The 15,720-nt window shown below is 53.8% G+C and carries 10 protein-coding genes and 1 tRNA gene; 2 read left to right on the top strand and 9 right to left on the bottom strand.

Annotation, left to right across the window (positions count from 1 at the left end; translation table 11 throughout):
* Both GX181_05615 and GX181_05610 read right to left on the bottom strand, forming a co-directional pair.
* The coding region (locus GX181_05615) for an alanyl-tRNA editing protein (GenBank protein NLM71418.1) at nt 1-708 on the bottom strand (708 nt) is incomplete at its 3' end.
* Between the two features lie 101 nt (nt 709-809).
* Nucleotides 810-885: transfer RNA gene (locus GX181_05610), tRNA-Arg, on the bottom strand.
* 262 nt (nt 886-1,147) lie between these two features.
* On the opposite strand from GX181_05610, the gene GX181_05605 reads away from it, so the two are divergent.
* A complete protein-coding gene (locus GX181_05605) occupies nt 1,148-1,675 on the top strand; it encodes a LysE family transporter (GenBank protein ID NLM71417.1) in 528 nt (175 codons plus the stop codon).
* A gap of 23 nt (nt 1,676-1,698) precedes the next feature.
* On the opposite strand, the gene GX181_05600 is transcribed toward GX181_05605, so the two are convergent.
* From GX181_05600 to GX181_05590, 3 genes are all read right to left on the bottom strand, one after another.
* Nucleotides 1,699-2,961, bottom strand: a complete 1,263-nt coding sequence (locus GX181_05600; GenBank protein NLM71416.1) for a hypothetical protein — start codon at nt 2,959-2,961, stop codon at nt 1,699-1,701.
* 491 nt (nt 2,962-3,452) lie between these two features.
* The gene (locus tag GX181_05595; GenBank protein ID NLM71415.1) at nt 3,453-5,081 is read right to left on the bottom strand and encodes a bifunctional metallophosphatase/5'-nucleotidase; all 1,629 of its coding nucleotides are present in this window, start codon (nt 5,079-5,081) and stop codon (nt 3,453-3,455) included.
* Nucleotides 5,078-7,756, bottom strand: a complete 2,679-nt coding sequence (locus GX181_05590) for an EAL domain-containing protein (GenBank protein ID NLM71414.1) — start codon at nt 7,754-7,756, stop codon at nt 5,078-5,080. The genes GX181_05595 and GX181_05590 overlap by 4 nt, the downstream gene beginning before the upstream one ends.
* A gap of 575 nt (nt 7,757-8,331) precedes the next feature.
* On the opposite strand from GX181_05590, the gene GX181_05585 reads away from it, so the two are divergent.
* A complete protein-coding gene (locus GX181_05585) occupies nt 8,332-10,713 on the top strand; it encodes a diguanylate cyclase (GenBank protein ID NLM71413.1) in 2,382 nt (793 codons plus the stop codon).
* Nucleotides 10,714-11,008: 295 nt separating this feature from the next.
* Here the strand turns inward: GX181_05585 and GX181_05580 are convergent, their stop codons facing one another.
* The 4 genes from GX181_05580 to GX181_05565 form a co-directional block, all read right to left on the bottom strand.
* A complete protein-coding gene (locus GX181_05580; GenBank protein NLM71412.1) occupies nt 11,009-12,559 on the bottom strand; it encodes a diguanylate cyclase in 1,551 nt (516 codons plus the stop codon).
* Nucleotides 12,560-12,961: 402 nt separating this feature from the next.
* Nucleotides 12,962-13,261 (bottom strand): nucleotidyltransferase family protein, encoded by a 300-nt coding sequence (locus tag GX181_05575; GenBank protein NLM71411.1) that lies wholly within the window; start codon nt 13,259-13,261, stop codon nt 12,962-12,964.
* 434 nt (nt 13,262-13,695) lie between these two features.
* On the bottom strand, nt 13,696-15,021 hold the full coding sequence (locus tag GX181_05570) for a hypothetical protein (protein ID NLM71410.1): 1,326 nt from the start codon (nt 15,019-15,021) through the stop codon (nt 13,696-13,698).
* A gap of 274 nt (nt 15,022-15,295) precedes the next feature.
* Nucleotides 15,296-15,720, bottom strand: a 425-nt coding sequence (locus tag GX181_05565; GenBank protein ID NLM71409.1) for a hypothetical protein, incomplete at its 5' end; no start/stop codon positions are given.

The following is a 15,720-nucleotide window of genomic DNA, read 5'->3' as shown; positions in this document are numbered from 1 at the left end:
CCTGGCGATTCGGCTCAGCTCGTCCCGCTCCTCCCCCGCGGAGGTCTTGTACCTTATCTCCCATCCGGGCGCCGGGCCCTTGAAGGCGGTGACGAGTATGTCTCCGACTTCGCCCGTCGAGGAGACGTGAGTGCCGGAGCAGGCGATGACGTCGAAGTCAGGGATGCGCACAACCCGGATGGTATCGTCCGTTATCCTCTCCCATTTCCCGCGGATGCCGGGCAGGTCTTCAGCCTCCTCCCTGCTTAGCAGCAGTACCTCGACCGGGAGGTCGCGCTTGACTATCCCGTTCGCCTCTGTCTCCGCCGCGAAGATAATGTCCCAGTTCAGCTCCCCTGGGTAATCCAGGTAGACAACGCTCTCCTCCTCCCCCACCGCCACCTTGAGTATGCGAAGCGAGTTCTCCGCTCTTTCCAGGGCCCGGGACAGGATGTGCTCGCCCGTGTGCATTCTTGAATATACGGCTCGAAGTTCGAGGTCTACTCTCTCTTCAAGGAGCATCCCCTCGACGGGGGCACCATTCGCCACGCCGGATACGGCCACCCCTTCGTCATGCCTTTCCGATTCCTGGATTGTAAAGTGAAAGCCGTCTCCTCTCAGTTCTCCCCTGTCGCCCGGCTGGCCTCCACCAGAAGGACGAAGCGAGCTGCCGGATATAAGGAGGGTGTAGCGTCTTTTCTTCTCGTTCGCGTTCAATATTCTTTTCAATAGAGGAGTATCCATCCTGATCATTCGCTTCCTTTCAATGGAATCCTTTTATAAAAATATAAGGTCGGGAGAGATCCTCCCGACCACCTTCGAGCAGTATTTGGCGCGCCTGTGGCGATTCGAACGCCAGACCCTCGGCTCCGGAGGCCGATACTCTATCCACTGAGCTACAGGCGCAACTGGCACCCTTCAAGGCGAGGATTATTCTACCGTCGAAGCCTTCAGGCGTCAAGGCGCGTTTATTCAAGCCATTCAGCGACAACGGCTCTTTGCGGATGCCCAGCTCCCTCTTACGTGTGTCATTTATGGTATACTTGCCGAGTTTACAACGGTGGCAGTCGAATATGTTATTGGAGGGGCTTGCACAATGCAGTGGACGGCTTTTTTGACCTACGTTCTCATCACATGTCATACTCCGGGGCCAAATGTAATCTTGGGGATGAATACAGCAAGGCTTCACGGTATTCGCAAGACCTTGCCCTTAATAGCGGGGATGTCATCGGGGCTTTTTATCATCATGCTCTGCTGCGCGGCCTTCAATTTGCTTCTAGCCAGGCTGCTGCCCTCGGTCCTTCCGGTGCTGCGGGTCGGGGGGGCTGCATATATCTTTTGGTTGGCCTGGAAAATCGCGTTTCCGAAGATCGGTGTCTCGGAGGGAAAGGAACTGCCGCCGCCGCTCTTTCGGGAAGGGCTTTTGCTGCAGTTTCTAAACCCCAAGGTCATCCTGCTGGGGTTGACCACTCTCTCGACCTTCATTCTGCCCTGGACCTCTTCCCCTGCGTGGGTCTTCGGCTGCTCGATCTCTCTTGCGCTGCTATGTACGAACGGAGTTTTTCTGTGGGCCCTGTTGGGTGCGGCTCAGAAGAGGATAATGCCTGCCCAGGGACGATTTTGGGATCTGTTAATGGGAGGATTGCTTGCTTGGTGCGCCTTTTCAGTTTCCGGACTCAAAGACATTCTGCTTTGAAGCCACTCGCTTGGTACCTGTCGTCATAGCGGACAGCGAGCGAAATCCCCCTCCTTTTCCAAGACCTCCCCTATTAGCGCAACCTGTTCGTCCTCCGGCTTTTCTCCTTTTGCCGCGTGCCTGATCCACGTGGAATAGGCCTGCCTGAAAGAGGGTTCCAGCTCGAACAACGGACTGTTGCCCCGGTACTCCATGAGCTCTGCCCAGATATTCTGGAGCTTGCTGTTCGCATCGTACTTCCAGCGAAAGGAAGCGAAGGCGTTTGCCAGGCTGTCGAAGGATCTCTCTTGCATCACCGAGCTTGGAAGCAGCAATGCATCCGCGTCCCTGTCGTACGAAGCGACCGCGTTGCCGGGAAGCAATAGCACCTCGGGCAGACCTCTTGACCTGACTCTGTTGACAGCGAGAATCCCCCTGTCGATGTCCAGTACCTTAAAAAAGGAGCTTTGGAAGGAGGTCGCTCTCCCATCTCTCCTTTTTTCAGCGCTGGCATCCGCTGAGGAGCGATTTTGAATAAGGAACGGATTGTATCCCGACTTTTCCTCGGCGTCGGCGGGGGTCAGGTTTCTGCACGATCTCTCCATCGACGTGTACAACCTGTCCAGTTCCTGTTTGAGGACCTCCGGCAGGGCGAGGTCTGACGAGAGATGCACCTCGTTGATCTTAAGGAGCATAGCCTTTCTTTTTCGCCTGATCTCGGACAGGCTTTTTTTGTATGAATAATAGACGAGCGACTCGAAGATCAAGGAGTCGATGCTGGCAAGGAGGCGGTCGACGACAAGGTCGCTCCCGTCCTCTTCGATGGCGGCCTTCCTCATTCTGCGAAACCCTTCGAGCAGCTTGGGGAAGCTGCTGTGTTTCAGGGCGTTCTCGGCCCTTCTCTCCTCCTGCTCCTCCTCCGTGCCCGCGCCTTCTTCGGGTTCAAGCACGCTGAAACGCATTATGGATCGAGAATTAAGGTCGAGCGACTCCAGGAAATAGACGGTCAGGCTTTCCGCGCGCTGTTTGGGCATGACGAGATGGCCGCCGTCTGCCGTTGGGTTCCCCAGGGTACTGAGGAGTATGGGAAGCATCATGTGGACTCTTTCGGAGTGGGATTGAAGCCTGGCCGACGAAGCGAGAAGGGCGTTGTCGCACCTAGAGTAGATATATCCGCCCTCTCCGTCCTCCAGCAAGCGGCGTGTATCCTCTATCCATTCGGACAGGGTTCTTATCAGCAGGGCCGAATCTCCCGCGATGGAAGGCGACTCGCCCGGGTCGCCCCAAGTGCCGATGTCCAACAACAAGCGGTGTCCATCCGTGGTATTGTGCGGGGCGCCGCCTGCGAAACGCCTTGCGAAAAATCTGTGCAAAGACGCCAGTTTCTGGGGAGAGGGCAAAGCGGAAGCGTCTCCCTCGCCATGGTATTTCTCAAGCGCGGAGTATGCCTCTTTGTGGCATTCTGGAAGGTCTCCGGCCAAGCCGATCATAGAATACCACCTATTGAAATATGAAAAACATAGAGCCGGCCAATATAGAAGCTTGCAGGCATACGACACACCTCCGGCAAATCCAGAATCAACACAGAGGATACAACAGCAGGGCCTTTAGCACAAGACCCTACCGCGGCCTCCTAGAAACAACGTAATTGGCGAACATGTGATTGGACAGCTACGCAAAATATCCACGTCGCTCGCCTCGTAGGCAGTACCGCGGAGGACCGAGCCGCCACATCCCACTTTGACCAACGGCAGTTTTAGAAACCCCCTTCGCGGCTGCGAGTGGAGTTTGAAGTTTTTTAATCCTCGAAGGCTATTCTTCCGTCGGTCGCAAAGGTCACTCTGCTGCCGGGTCTGGTGACGATATGCTCGACCAGGGCGTCGACATCGACCACGCCCGTGTCGCGGAACGGACCGCGTGTAAATACCGAGAGTTTGTCGCCGCCCTCCGCCGCGTAGGAGTTGATCGCGATAGTGTACATTGTCGAGTCGTCAAGGGGAACCCACTCCCCGTCATTGAGAACGGAAACGTCTTTTAAGCGGCTCCCCCGCCTCAACTCCTTCCCCTCCCAGTCAACCAGGGAGGGCTCGCCTTCGAGCGAGAATCGAACCCGCAGCCCCGAAACCTGGAGGAAAGCGCCCGTCGGGGGCCTCAGCGCCGGGTCGTAGTTGTCTCCGGGCCCACCTTTGAGAGCCGAGGCGGAAAACTCAAGAAGCTGTTTTATCTGTTCTCCGGTTAGAGTTACTACGTAGATCTTGTTGGAGTACGGGAGCATCTCGTGGAACGTGCGCCACGACACGCTGCCCGCAGGGTAAAACCTGTCCCCCCTTACACCGCCGCCGTTTACCATCCCAATGTCTGTCCTGAAGCGGAGCCGCAGCGAATCGGCGATCAGGTTGCCGAGTGCATTCTCGCCGCTCCTCAGGGAAACGTTTTTACCGTCGACAGGATTATCAAAAACCGCCATGGGGATGAGGAAGGCTTCGTTAAGCCGCCTCTCGTACTCGAGTGCGATCTTTTGCACCCCCTCGTGGACGCCCGCCTGCGGGGTTACCCCGAGGAGCCTCCACGAAACGTCGTTCCGAGACAGTTTACCTTTGCGCACGGTGAGATCCAGCCTTCCGACAAATGCCAGATAGTCCCCGACGTCCGCCAAAACCGTATCCCACCCTCCCGGGTTCTTTACGAAAGAGGGCTCCGGGGCCTCTTTGTGAGAGGACGAGCCAAGAATGGCATGAATTCCATCGACGCTCGAGGCAAGTTTGGAATTGTCCTCTCGCTGGAGGCGGCTGAGGGCCAGTATGACCTCTGCCCCGTTTCTCCCGAGCTCGTCAACCATCGAGGCGGTTACGCGGTGGATGTCGTCGTCTAGATCGACGCCGGGGACCGGGTAGTTTTCGGTCATAAGGGTGGGCGAGGCCAGGCCGAATACGCCTAACCGTATTCCGCCCGCCTCTATGATCGTCCATCTCTTTACAATTTCCGCAAGCATTTCGTCCGCAAACGAAAGGTTCGACGCGATAATGTGCATGGACCTTCCCGAAAGGGCCTTCTTCAGATGTTCCGACCCGTAGTGGAATTCGTGGTTCCCCAGCAGCACGGCCTGCACCCCCGCTTCCTCCATAGCGGAGAACTCCGGGGTTCCTGCAAAGGTATGCCACATAAGCCCCGAAACCGAGTCGCCACCAGCCAGGACGACCGTTGCGGGGTTCTTGCCTCGCTCCGACCTTAGCAGCGCCGCTCCGTTCACGAGTCCTCCGAACTGGACCGTTGTCTTGTTGGCCTTGATCGACACGGGGGCGAGTCGACTTTTTAAGTCCGCGAAGAAAAGAATCGTGGCAGTTCTCTCCTCCGCAACAGAGGAGAGGGGCAAAAGGAGCAGAAGCATCAGTCCCGCGGACAGGATTCTAAACCGGAAGCCCTTCATCCAAGATCCCCCCTTATCAGCCCGAGCGCCTCCTCCCAAGGCCCCGGCCTTGAGAAGAGGAAACCCTGGATCTTTGTGCAGCCCGCAGCCTTGAGCCATTCGAGCTGTTCCTGAGTTTCAACACCCTCGGCAATTATTTCAAGTTGCATTTCACCCGCCATATTGATAATCGCCCTGAGCAGCCGTTCGTAATCGTCTGACTGGAACAGCCTCTCGATGAACGTCCTGTCGAGCTTTATGTAGTCGAAGGGAAGCCGGACCAGGTACTGGAGCGACGAGTACCCGGTGCCGAAGTCGTCAAGGGCTATTTTTATCCCGAGCTCCTTGAAGCGGAACAGCTTCTTCGAGACTTCCTCCATATTCTCGATGAGGAGGCTCTCTGTGACCTCCAGGGTGAAGAGGGAGGGTTCGGCTCCGGTCCTGCGGATGAAAGCCTCGACTATCTCCTCCGGAAAGAATGCCTTGAAGAAGAGGGGGGAGCTGTTCGCCGAGAAGAAGATGTCCGATGAGGCGTTGATCCTCTTTGCCTCGGCGGATGCCTTCAGGGCATTCTCGATCATTTCGAGGTCGATCCTGTCGATAAAGCCTGTGTGCTCCGCAAGGGGCACGAAGTCCTCGGGGGAGAGCAGGCCCCGGACGGGGTGCTTCCACCTGGCAAGAGTCTCGAAGCCAAGCACAGGGCCTCCCGAGACCGGCATCACCGCCTGGAAGTAGGGGACGAACTCGCCCCTTTCGATGCCGGTGGTCATCTCGGCGCTCATCTTGAGGACGTTTATCGTCTCCATGCCCTGAGCCTCATCGTCATTTTCGTCGCCATAGAGGTAGGAGGTGAAGCCTATCCCGGTCCTCTTGGCCTTTTTGAGGGCGCTTTGAGCCCTGTTGATCACGTCCGACGGCTTCCATTTCCCGCTGGGCCCGACGACCGCTCCTATGCTCGTGCTGGGGAATATTGTATCGTCACCCACGGGGCACGGCTCTCCGACCGCCCGGTGAATCCGCTCCATGAGCGCCTCTGTCCTGGCGCGAGCCTCTTTCTCGGGGAATCGCGCGATCACGGAGAACTCGTCCCCCCCGGTCCTGTACAGCCTGGACTCCATATTCAACAGACTGCCGACGCGGGTTGCGATTATTAAAAGAATCCTGTCGGCGTTGACGGTTCCCACCAGCTCGTTTATCTGCTTGAATTTATCAAGGTTCATCACCGCTACCGAGACGGAACCGTCCTCCCACGCCTTGTCTTTGCTCAACTTGCGCAGGCCCTCGATGAAAGCCGCCCTGTTGGGCAGCCCTGTCAGGTCGTCGAAATAGGCCTTTCTCGCAAGGCGCTGCTCGTAGTTCTTCCTTTCGGTTATATCCCTTGCGAGAAAGAGCTGGAAAGACCTTTTCCCATAAATAATATCCCGTCTTCTCACTTCCGTTGGAATGACAGTGCCGTCCGGGAGGGCGAGCTCCGCCTCAAAGACGTCGGAGCTTGCGAACTGAAGGCCGACTCCGATGTCCATGACGCGACCTTTTCCGACCGAACCGTGTTTAAGGAATGAACCCAGCTCGATACCACGAAGCCCGGTGTCGTCGGCAATGCCGAGAACTCTCTTCCCCTCGTCGTTGGCGATCACCAGCCGTCCATCTTTGTTGATTATGAACATGGCGTCGGGGATGTCGGAGATCAGGTTTTCCAGGGTGTCCAGCAGGGAGTTGAAGGACGACGACAGCGTTGTGATCTCGTCGTTGCCGGAGACCGGCATGCGAAGCCCCACCTCCCCTTCACTCACTATCATGTCGGAGACCGAGCGCAGAATGGCAAGACGCCGGATTATCAGGTAGTTCAAAAGGACCATCACGACCCCTAGAATTCCGGCGCCGCTTATGAAAACCCAGGCATAGGAGTGTGAAGCTGCTTTTCGCCCTATTACGTTGATCGGCCTCTGCTGGGGAATTTCGATTACCAGGGGATCTTCGGAGGGCAGGGTATGCTTCCAGGCCTGCCTCACCGTCGCCATGTCCGGGCCGTCCTCCTCTACCTCCACGGTGTCCCCCATCACCGGACCGTTTTTTTTCGGTACGATTGAAAACTCCGTGCCCAGCAGGGATGACAGCCTGTTGGCGTTTCTCGTCAAGGAGACTCCCGTCATCACGAAGCCCCGCGGTTTGCCGGTGCGGTTCGTCATAACCACGGGGGCGACCCCCACGAGGTATACACTTTCGTTGACGGAGCTCAGTTCGGTGAAGGGACCATTCGCCGCCTCCGCCATCAACTCCGGGGCGACTTCTTTAACAACCCGAAGCGCCTCCGGGCCGAGGAGGTAACTCTCGCCGGTCTCGCCGACAGCGAATGCTGCAAGAGGTTTCATGTCCGATGCCATGAGGACGAGGAAATCGAGACCGAGGGCGCGAAGCGTTACAGGGTCGACCATGTCCGGGAACAGAGAGCTGTCCTTATGCTCCATGAACAGGTACATGGAATCCCAGGCACCCCAGTCGGAAGCGTAGTTCCCGATTACCCTGAGTTCCTCGCGCAGCCTGTTCTGCACTCTGCCCATGACCTGTTCGAAGAAGCGACGTTCAACGTCCTCGAACGCCCGAACCGTGATATAGTTCGACGAGAGGCTTGCCAGGGACAGCATCAGCAGTATGGTGACGAAGACATAAAGAAACACCCTTCTCCCGAGAGACATTCGCCGCCCTCCAGATGAGGATTTAGCGTATAGTATAGCTTAATTCAGCGAATTTTGCCTGTCATGTCCGGCTTTTTGTGAGTAAGCCTGTTCCCGGTCGTTTCCAGGTCTGATATGCAAAAGAGACTGTAGTAGCCGTGCGGTAGGCAGAGTGCGGCATAAACCTCATCTCCCGGAGAATGTATCTATGAAATGAGGTATCTCGGAAGGCTAAACGAGATGGAGTCCTTGACGGAAGTGAGACACTCCCACCGGTACGGAGTCATCCGTTCGGAGACGACCAAAGCGCAGAGGGAAATTCTGGAGGCTTTCGCCCTACAGAGCTAAACATAGATACAAAAAGCGGGATTTTAGGATGACAATCGCAGGGCAAGGTCAGGCCGATAGCCCGAAATGGAAAAAACACCTCGAACTATCGGCCCGGGGACCTTTTCTCCCCTTTGCAGAGAGGAACCTGCGGATTTAGGTTTAAGCAAAATATTTGCATATTGCAAGGGACAGATTTAGAATAAGGATGCTTAGGTAGACTCATTTTAGAAGGAGAAATGCGGCACTTATGCTTGCGGAGTTAAATCATGCAAATTGAAGTCGGATTTTGCGATCATCCTGACAGCGCCCTCGCGGGAAGAAATGCGGCCCAAAATGCCCTTGAAAGGGCGGGCAGGACGGACCTCTGCGACTTGGTGCTGCTCTTTTGTACTGCCCGCCATGATCTTGAGACGGTAAGGCAGGAGGCGGCCCGCGCGACCGGAAACGCCCGCGCGATCTTCGGCGGAGGCGCCACAGGGATTATTACCAACGACCGCTTTGGCTACGGCGGAGACCAGGTGGGAGTCGCCTGCGTATGGCTGGACGGCTCAAATTTCTATTCAATCTGCGAGGGCGGACTTGACAGAGATGAAAGGGATACCGGAGCCCGGCTCGGGAAGAAGCTCTCAGACAAAGGCATTTCCACTGAAGACCAGTTATTGCTTTTTTTCGACAGCATAAAAAGATCGCCTTCAGGCGGCACTCTTGCTTCTGCTACAAGAATTTTGGAGGGGATAGAAGAGCAGCTCGGATTTCTTCCCGACATTATGGGAGCGGGCTTTCAAGGCGACCATATCTTTACCCCTACGGAGCAGTTTCTGGGCGACAGGGTGGACGAACACCACGCCATGGTCCTTGGCTTTTCATGCGACATCGCCATAGACAGTGTGATCGTCCACGGATGCCGACCTTCCTCAGACTATTTCAAGGTAACCAGGGCAGAAGGCGCCGCAATTCTGGAAATTGACGGGGTTCCGGCCCTCGACTTTATGGACGGCCTCCTGGGGCCGGATATCGCGCCGGAGGAATATCCCTTTTTTTTGATTTTGGGGATAAACCACGGGAAAGCGAATGAAAAGTACGATGAAAAAAAATATGCAAGCAGGCTATGCCAGGGCATAGATAAAGAGAAACGGGCCATTATCATGTTCGAGCCCGACATGGTTGAAGGAACCAGCTTCCAGATAATGCACCGAAGGATTGAGCTTGACTATATACTCCCATCCATCCGGGGTTTGTTGGACTCCCTGGAGGACAGAGAGCCCTTCTTCGCCCTTTATATTAACTGCGCCGGGCGCGCGGCGGGGCTGGGGGGAGCAGACCTGGAGGACGCCCTTGTTGTACAGGATATTGCAAAAGACAGATTCCCGCTGTTCGGCATCTACACCGGAGTGGAGATCGCGGCCCTGGGAGGCAGGCCCAGAAGCCTTGACTGGACCGGTGTGTTCTGCGTGTTTTCAAAATCCAAAGGGAGCGCCGCCCGTCCAACCCCCCCCATAAAAACAGCATGGGAAATCAACGGGGAAGCATCCAGAGAAAAACGCCTGTCCCGTGAGAATCTGCAAAGTCTCTGCATTCAGAATACTGCCAAGATCCTGTCCCTAGACTCACAAAACATCGCCATAAGAAATGAGCTGGAGCAAAAACGGCGGGGATTTAAAATCCTGGCCGATTTTTCGAGTTCCTTCAGAGATATGAAAAACAGGGGTGATATTTTTTTAACGGCCACCCGGCGAATTAACGCTTCTCTCAGCATGCATAAAACAGCTCTTCTTTTACCGTATCACGGGGACAAGTTCATACCAGCTATTTTGCAGGGCTATTCCCAGGAGGATGAGAGAATCCTGCTGGGACTGCCCCTTGCGGTCGAACCGGAATTTTCGGACCCATCCGTCCCTCTGCTGATCACCGGGAAAGATGATGAAAACCATCTTGCCGGAATCAGGAACATCTTAAAACTGCCCTTTCTAATATCTGTCCCCATTGTGTTGGAAGAGGATTTATATGGCATACTTATCACGGGCAGAGAGACAGAATCCCCTCCATTTTCAAACCGTTTAAATAAGAATGACGTGGAGACAGTACAGGCCCTAGCCTCCTTTCTGGCCACAACGCTGCTCTACAAAAAACTGGGGGAAGTCTCTCAGCTTGCGACCACCGACCCGCTTACAGGATTGTTGAATAGGACGACCCTTGAGCGCAGCGTAGATGAAATCATAAATTGTGGCGATTGCAATTCTACCATCGTGTTTGCGCTGATCGACCTGGATGAATTTAAACAAATCAACGACAGCTACGGTCATCTTGCGGGCGACCATGCCCTTAAGTCCTTGGCGCTTCTGCTGAAGAATACTTTTCGCTCCACCGATATTATTTCAAGGTTTGGCGGGGATGAATTTGCCGTTGCCTGCGTCGCAGATGAAGATATTGACAATCTTCTTTCTAGGATTACAGGTCTGGTCCGCAAGTGGCGGGAAACCCCCCTGTCGCCGGAGGGGTTGCCAACGTTCCGTTCCACCATAAGCGTTGGCGTGGCCATTGCCGAGGGGAACAAAACAAGCTTCAAAGAATTAGTACACGGGGCGGATATAGCCCTTTACGAGACAAAGGAAAAAGGACGGGATTCGCTAACATTCTCCTATTTGTAATGACAAGGAAAGATCTTTGAGCTTCTTTTATCCCAAGGCCGAGAGGTGTGTCTTCCTGAAAATAACTGCTGTTTTCGACTTTTCATTTCTGCGTCCCCTGTTCCCTCTGGCGGCTCTGCTGTTTTTTTTTCTGGGCGTTTATGACTTTCTCCGGCAGAACCGGGATGAGGTCGGTTCTACGGAAGAACAGCCGCTGGACGATCTGAAGGCCGAACTGGATGCGGTCCGTTAGGCAGGCAGCGGCTTTAAAACGACATCTATTGTGACATAGGGGGGGGTACAAAAATACAGGATATTATTCATAGACAACGGTTCTGTTCCTTCCGGCCTCCTTGGCCTTGTACAAGGCTGTGTCCGCCTTGTTTATTACATCGTCGATGATTTCTTTGTCAACTCTTTCAGAAAGGCCAATGCTCACAGTGATGCCGCCCATTTTTTCAAACCTGTAACCTTCAATGCAATTCCTTATTCTCTCCGCAACAATATATGCGTCCTTTGCGCCCGTTGAAGGCAGAAGGACGATAAACTCCTCTCCGCCGTACCTGGCCAATACGTCGGTCTTCCTGACGTTGTCTTTTATCTGCCCTGCAGCTGTTTTCAGCACCTGGTCCCCCATTGCATGGCCGAAGTTGTCATTAACTTTTTTAAAAAAGTCTATGTCAACCATGGCAATCGAGAGAGGTTCGCCGGTCCTGTCCGCCCTTGCAATTTCCCTGCCGGCAAGGGCGTAAAAAGAGTGCCTGTTGTAAACGGACGTTAAATTATCGGTCATGGCCATTCTTTGGATTTCTCTCTGGCTTCTATGCATATACGCAACTAGAAGGATGAGGATCAGCATTATGACAGTAGCCAAAATGGCCACGACCTTTCTGGACATTGCAAAGGCCTGGATCTGCCTGTCCTCCTTGTAGCTGAAAAAATAGCCGACGGGCTGTTGTGATATATCCTTTATCGGGCGGTACTGGACAAGGTACGTTTTCCCGTCAAAGTCCATGGCCAGGGTGATGGGCGCCTTGGTTCGCAGGTCTTTTTCAATGAGCTTTCTGAGCTTTGCCTGAAAAGTTTTTTCTTGGTGCAGCTTTAATCCATCCTGCCTTGCCTCGTTTATTGCCAGGATCTCCACGTCATACACATATTCTTCTGAAATATGGCACGTCTTGTACCTGGCCTGCTCGTCAAGAAAAACTGTCTCCTCCATTACCGATTTGGACAGGATAAAGCCTAGGTCCCTGTTGCTATCGAGGGAGTACAGCTCATCCAGTATACATTGGGGCGATATTGAAATCTCTATACTCCCCGAATGATAGCCCTTGTAGTTTAAGGGGTAGACAAAACGGTAGCCGCTGAAAATTCTTCCTTCTTCAAAGCCTGTGACATATCTATGCTCAAGATTAGCAATCCTCATGGATTCCCTTACGATCAGGAGGTTGTCACCGTATTTGCCCGGGTTATGGAAGCGGTAAAAGCTGTCCCCGTTGGCCAGCTGAAAGTGAAATTGCCTGAAGTTATGCTTTGTAATAAGTTCATGGGTTTCGCGCAATTCCACGGCCAGCTGCTTTCTTATTTTCGCCCTTTCCTCTTCATCACCGTAGTTGGCCACGTAGAGGTAGGCCTTGATCCGGTCGTTATCGATAGCGGAGGCAAAAATGAAGTTGGAAAAATTTTCATAAACTCTGACAACGCTGTCAATTGCATTATCGAAGGTTTCATTTCGATATGCAACATAATCATCATATTTACTGCTGTACTGCCTATTGACCAAAAAGAGGGCTATGCCCCAAATAAGGATGATTATGGCTATTATCAGGGCGGTCAGATGCTTGCTGTTGCTGGTCGAAATCTCCATGGGGATTCTCCTTATTATTTACTCAACAATCGCAGGACCTTGACAGCTGAATAACCGTTGCAACAACTGTAAAATAGTGACAGGAGGGTCTTCTCGTGGACACCATTCCTCGTTCGGCTCGTGTTCGAGGATTGAAAAATGGCGGAGAAGGTGGGATTCACAGCCATTCACCTCGCATTCGCAAACCCTTGCAACCACTGGATCCTTAAAAAACGCTCTGCCGTTTTGTAACACCGCTTTGTAACACCAAGCTGGTTCCCATCACGCTTACGGTCTACTCAATGGAACAGTGAATTCCAAGGGCGGAACAGGGCGGTTGTTTCAAGAGTTTTCGCAAAATAATTGATAGCAATCCGAGCCACTCCCCGCTCTCGCAAAGAAAGAGTAATACGCTTTAAAGTCCTATGATGTCCACGCATAGGATACTTCGCTGGTGATGACTGGTTCTATGCGAGGCTTCAAACAGTCCGCCAACACCAGGTCCACAGGTCGTTTGAAGTGATCCTCGAGGAAGAATTTCAGATCCATGTAGTTATCGAACGTCGGACTGGACAGCTCTACCAGAATGTCCACGTCGCTCGTCTCGTCGGCGGTGCCGTGTAGGACCGAGCCGAACAGACCAATCCGCGTCACGGAGAAGCGAGTTTCAAACTCGCGCTTGTGACGTTTGAGAAAGTTCAGGATCACGGTGCTGTTCAACATGGTCTCCCTCCAGTTCAGCACAAGGCTTTCATTATAGACCGCCACTTTAATTATAACTCGCCTCAGCGGGACAACCTCGTGAATGATCATGTAGGCTTGGCAACGGATAGAAGACATCCGACAGCCGGTTGCTCAAAAAAACGCCTAGGTGCGCAAATAATCCGATTTTCTATCACATGCTATGTGCAATTGAACCCTGGGTACGCAGCACCCATACCCGTCGCGTACCGTTCCGGTCCTCTGTTCTTCGAGATGTTACCCATACCACATCCGCAACGTCTTTCGATCCGGTTACCCCAATTCTCTTATCACGGACGCGGCACTTTTCCCAAATTTGAAGCACAATCCCACTGCTTTTATTCTTTTTTCTCTTGAGCACATAAACTTCCTTCTGTCTCGAGTTTTCGAGTCCAAGATTTTGTCCGCGCTCCCCATCAGTGATTATCGAAATATACCGGTCCCCATACTCCGTCCCTCTCCGTTGTCACGTAACGAGTGGGGGGCGTCTGATCCTTACAGTCCTTCGGAAGGACGTACTCCATCAGTTCAGGTCGCGGCGTCGTCAGGCCGTAGGCTACGGCAAGACGGGAAAAGTCGGAAGGACTCCCCGAGAAGTCGGAAGGAGCGTACAGATCGGCAACCTCGTAAGGCCCCCAGTCGTCGCGATACCACGATCTTCCGAAGATATCTCTCACGAAGGGCAGTTTGCTTCCTCCTCCGCAGACGAATACCTTCACCTTCTCCTTCTTCCATTCGCTCTCCTTTTTCATCTTGGCATACGCCTTGCCCCAGACCGGAAAACGAGCCTTCTCCCAGACGGATTCCAGCAGCTCTTTCACCTCTTCAAGAACAACAGGGCTTTCTGCGGAGATGTTCTCAATAGCCTTCCGAAGCTCTCCGAAAGATATATTCCCGTCGCTTTTCGAGCGGTGTTTCGCGACTATCTCCTCCACCCCCTCCATCCCTCCGGGGAATGTGACGGCATTGTACCAGTAGACGCATTTCCCCTCCTCGGATTCGTCACGCAGATTGAAGATTGAGAAGTCGATAGTTCCCGCTCCGAAGTCGATGACGCCGTGTATCTTTTTCTCCGCTCCGAGGGAGTTCGTGTAGGAGGCCATCTGAGCGACGGCCTCGGGGACGAGATGAACTTTGGAGTTGCTCAACTCCTTGTCGGAGGTTTTTTTCCATAGAGCAGCTATGGTTTTCAGCATTCCGGAGTCACTCTTCTCGTCCCACAGAAGTTCCAGATGCTCCGCGACGTTGATCGCTCTCTGGAACTCGCTTCGAACGTTCTTTTTCTCGTAGGTGTCTATGGGCAAGCAGACGTTGAAATTCACGAGAGGGTTCGTACCCAGTTCCTTCCGAAGAACTTTCTTTGTTCTGTTCATTATCCAGACGAAGTACGCCGCGACCAAGTATCCCGGCTCCAGCAGAGAGGAGTCGATAATCTGACCTTCGCAGTATTCGCGAAAACGGGCGGAGAGGCTTTCGTCCTTGTATTCGTCGGCGACATCTCCGGCGAAGAGGATTTTCACGCATCGTACGCCCTGATGCCACGGGCTTTCGCGGAGGAAGTTCTCGGCCTCGTCCCCGAAGAGGATTTTCTCTCCGTCGAAGGCGAGCAGCGATGGAAGCCCGTACGGAATGGAGGATCCTTGATTCATGCACAGAGGAATGACCTTCCTGGATCCGCCCAAGACTCTGTACGCTACTTTCGTGAAGCTCGTTCCGAAGTCGAGACCGACCCAGACCTTCACTCGTTCGTCCTCGTCCGGTTGGACAGGCCTGATCGGGGGCCTCTTCCGCTCGGGAGCGAGCGGTTCGACGGTAGATTCTTTCGCCTCCTTGGGCGTAATTACGTCTAGCGAAGAGGGCTGCTCGCCGGATCGTCCGTTTTCAGACGGGGCTGGATCACTTCCTCCTGTTCCTTTGATCTCTTTGGTTTCTTTGATCTCTTCTATTCCTTCGGTCCCTTGCGTGAAAAGCCTTTTAAGCCAGCTCAAGAGTCCCATGTTTCCTCCACCTCCTGCGTCATTCGTAACGCACGTTCAAACAACCGCAGCACAGGGGACTGTATGCCGTCGAAACGCTTCTTCTGCGATCGATCTTTCGGATTTCGGCACCCATCTCGACTTCACGGTTTCGTATCTCTCCGTTGAGCATGCGCACGATTTTCTCGTCGGGTTTGAGTTTAGCCTTTTCGTTCGCAAGGCGTTCCCTCCTCTGATTCAAAATCCTTTCGTAGAACGAGGATACAGTCTGGATCCTCCTCTCTACGAAGACGTGGTTGGCTGTCTCCAGATCCTCCCGCAATTGGGTAACGCGCCCTCGGATTACCGAGTCAGCCTTGTCACACAACTCCTCCATGTCTTCGCGGACGAATTTCGGAGGCGGTATGAGGACGCTCTCTCCCTTCTCGAGAAGCTCTCCGAAGAGAAACTCCGCGGTCTCCTCGT

The sequence above is a fragment of the Synergistaceae bacterium genome (assembly GCA_012521675.1).
Taxonomy (GTDB): Bacteria; Synergistota; Synergistia; order Synergistales; family Aminobacteriaceae; genus JAAYLU01.
Note: the sequence above shows the minus strand (reverse complement) of the source record. Positions and strands in the feature narration are given on the sequence as shown.

Bases quoted from the DNA above. Each gene is read 5' to 3' on its own strand.
- GX181_05605 (NLM71417.1), top strand. From the start codon at position 1,148: ATGAATACAGCAAGGCTTCACGGTATTCGCAAGACCTTGCCCTTAATA.
- GX181_05595 (NLM71415.1), bottom strand. From the start codon at position 5,081: ATGAAGGGCTTCCGGTTTAGAATCCTGTCCGCGGGACTGATGCTTCTG.
- GX181_05590 (NLM71414.1), bottom strand. From the start codon at position 7,756: ATGTCTCTCGGGAGAAGGGTGTTTCTTTATGTCTTCGTCACCATACTG.
- GX181_05585 (NLM71413.1), top strand. From the start codon at position 8,332: ATGCAAATTGAAGTCGGATTTTGCGATCATCCTGACAGCGCCCTCGCG.
- GX181_05580 (NLM71412.1), bottom strand. From the start codon at position 12,559: ATGGAGATTTCGACCAGCAACAGCAAGCATCTGACCGCCCTGATAATA.
- GX181_05575 (NLM71411.1), bottom strand. From the start codon at position 13,261: ATGTTGAACAGCACCGTGATCCTGAACTTTCTCAAACGTCACAAGCGC.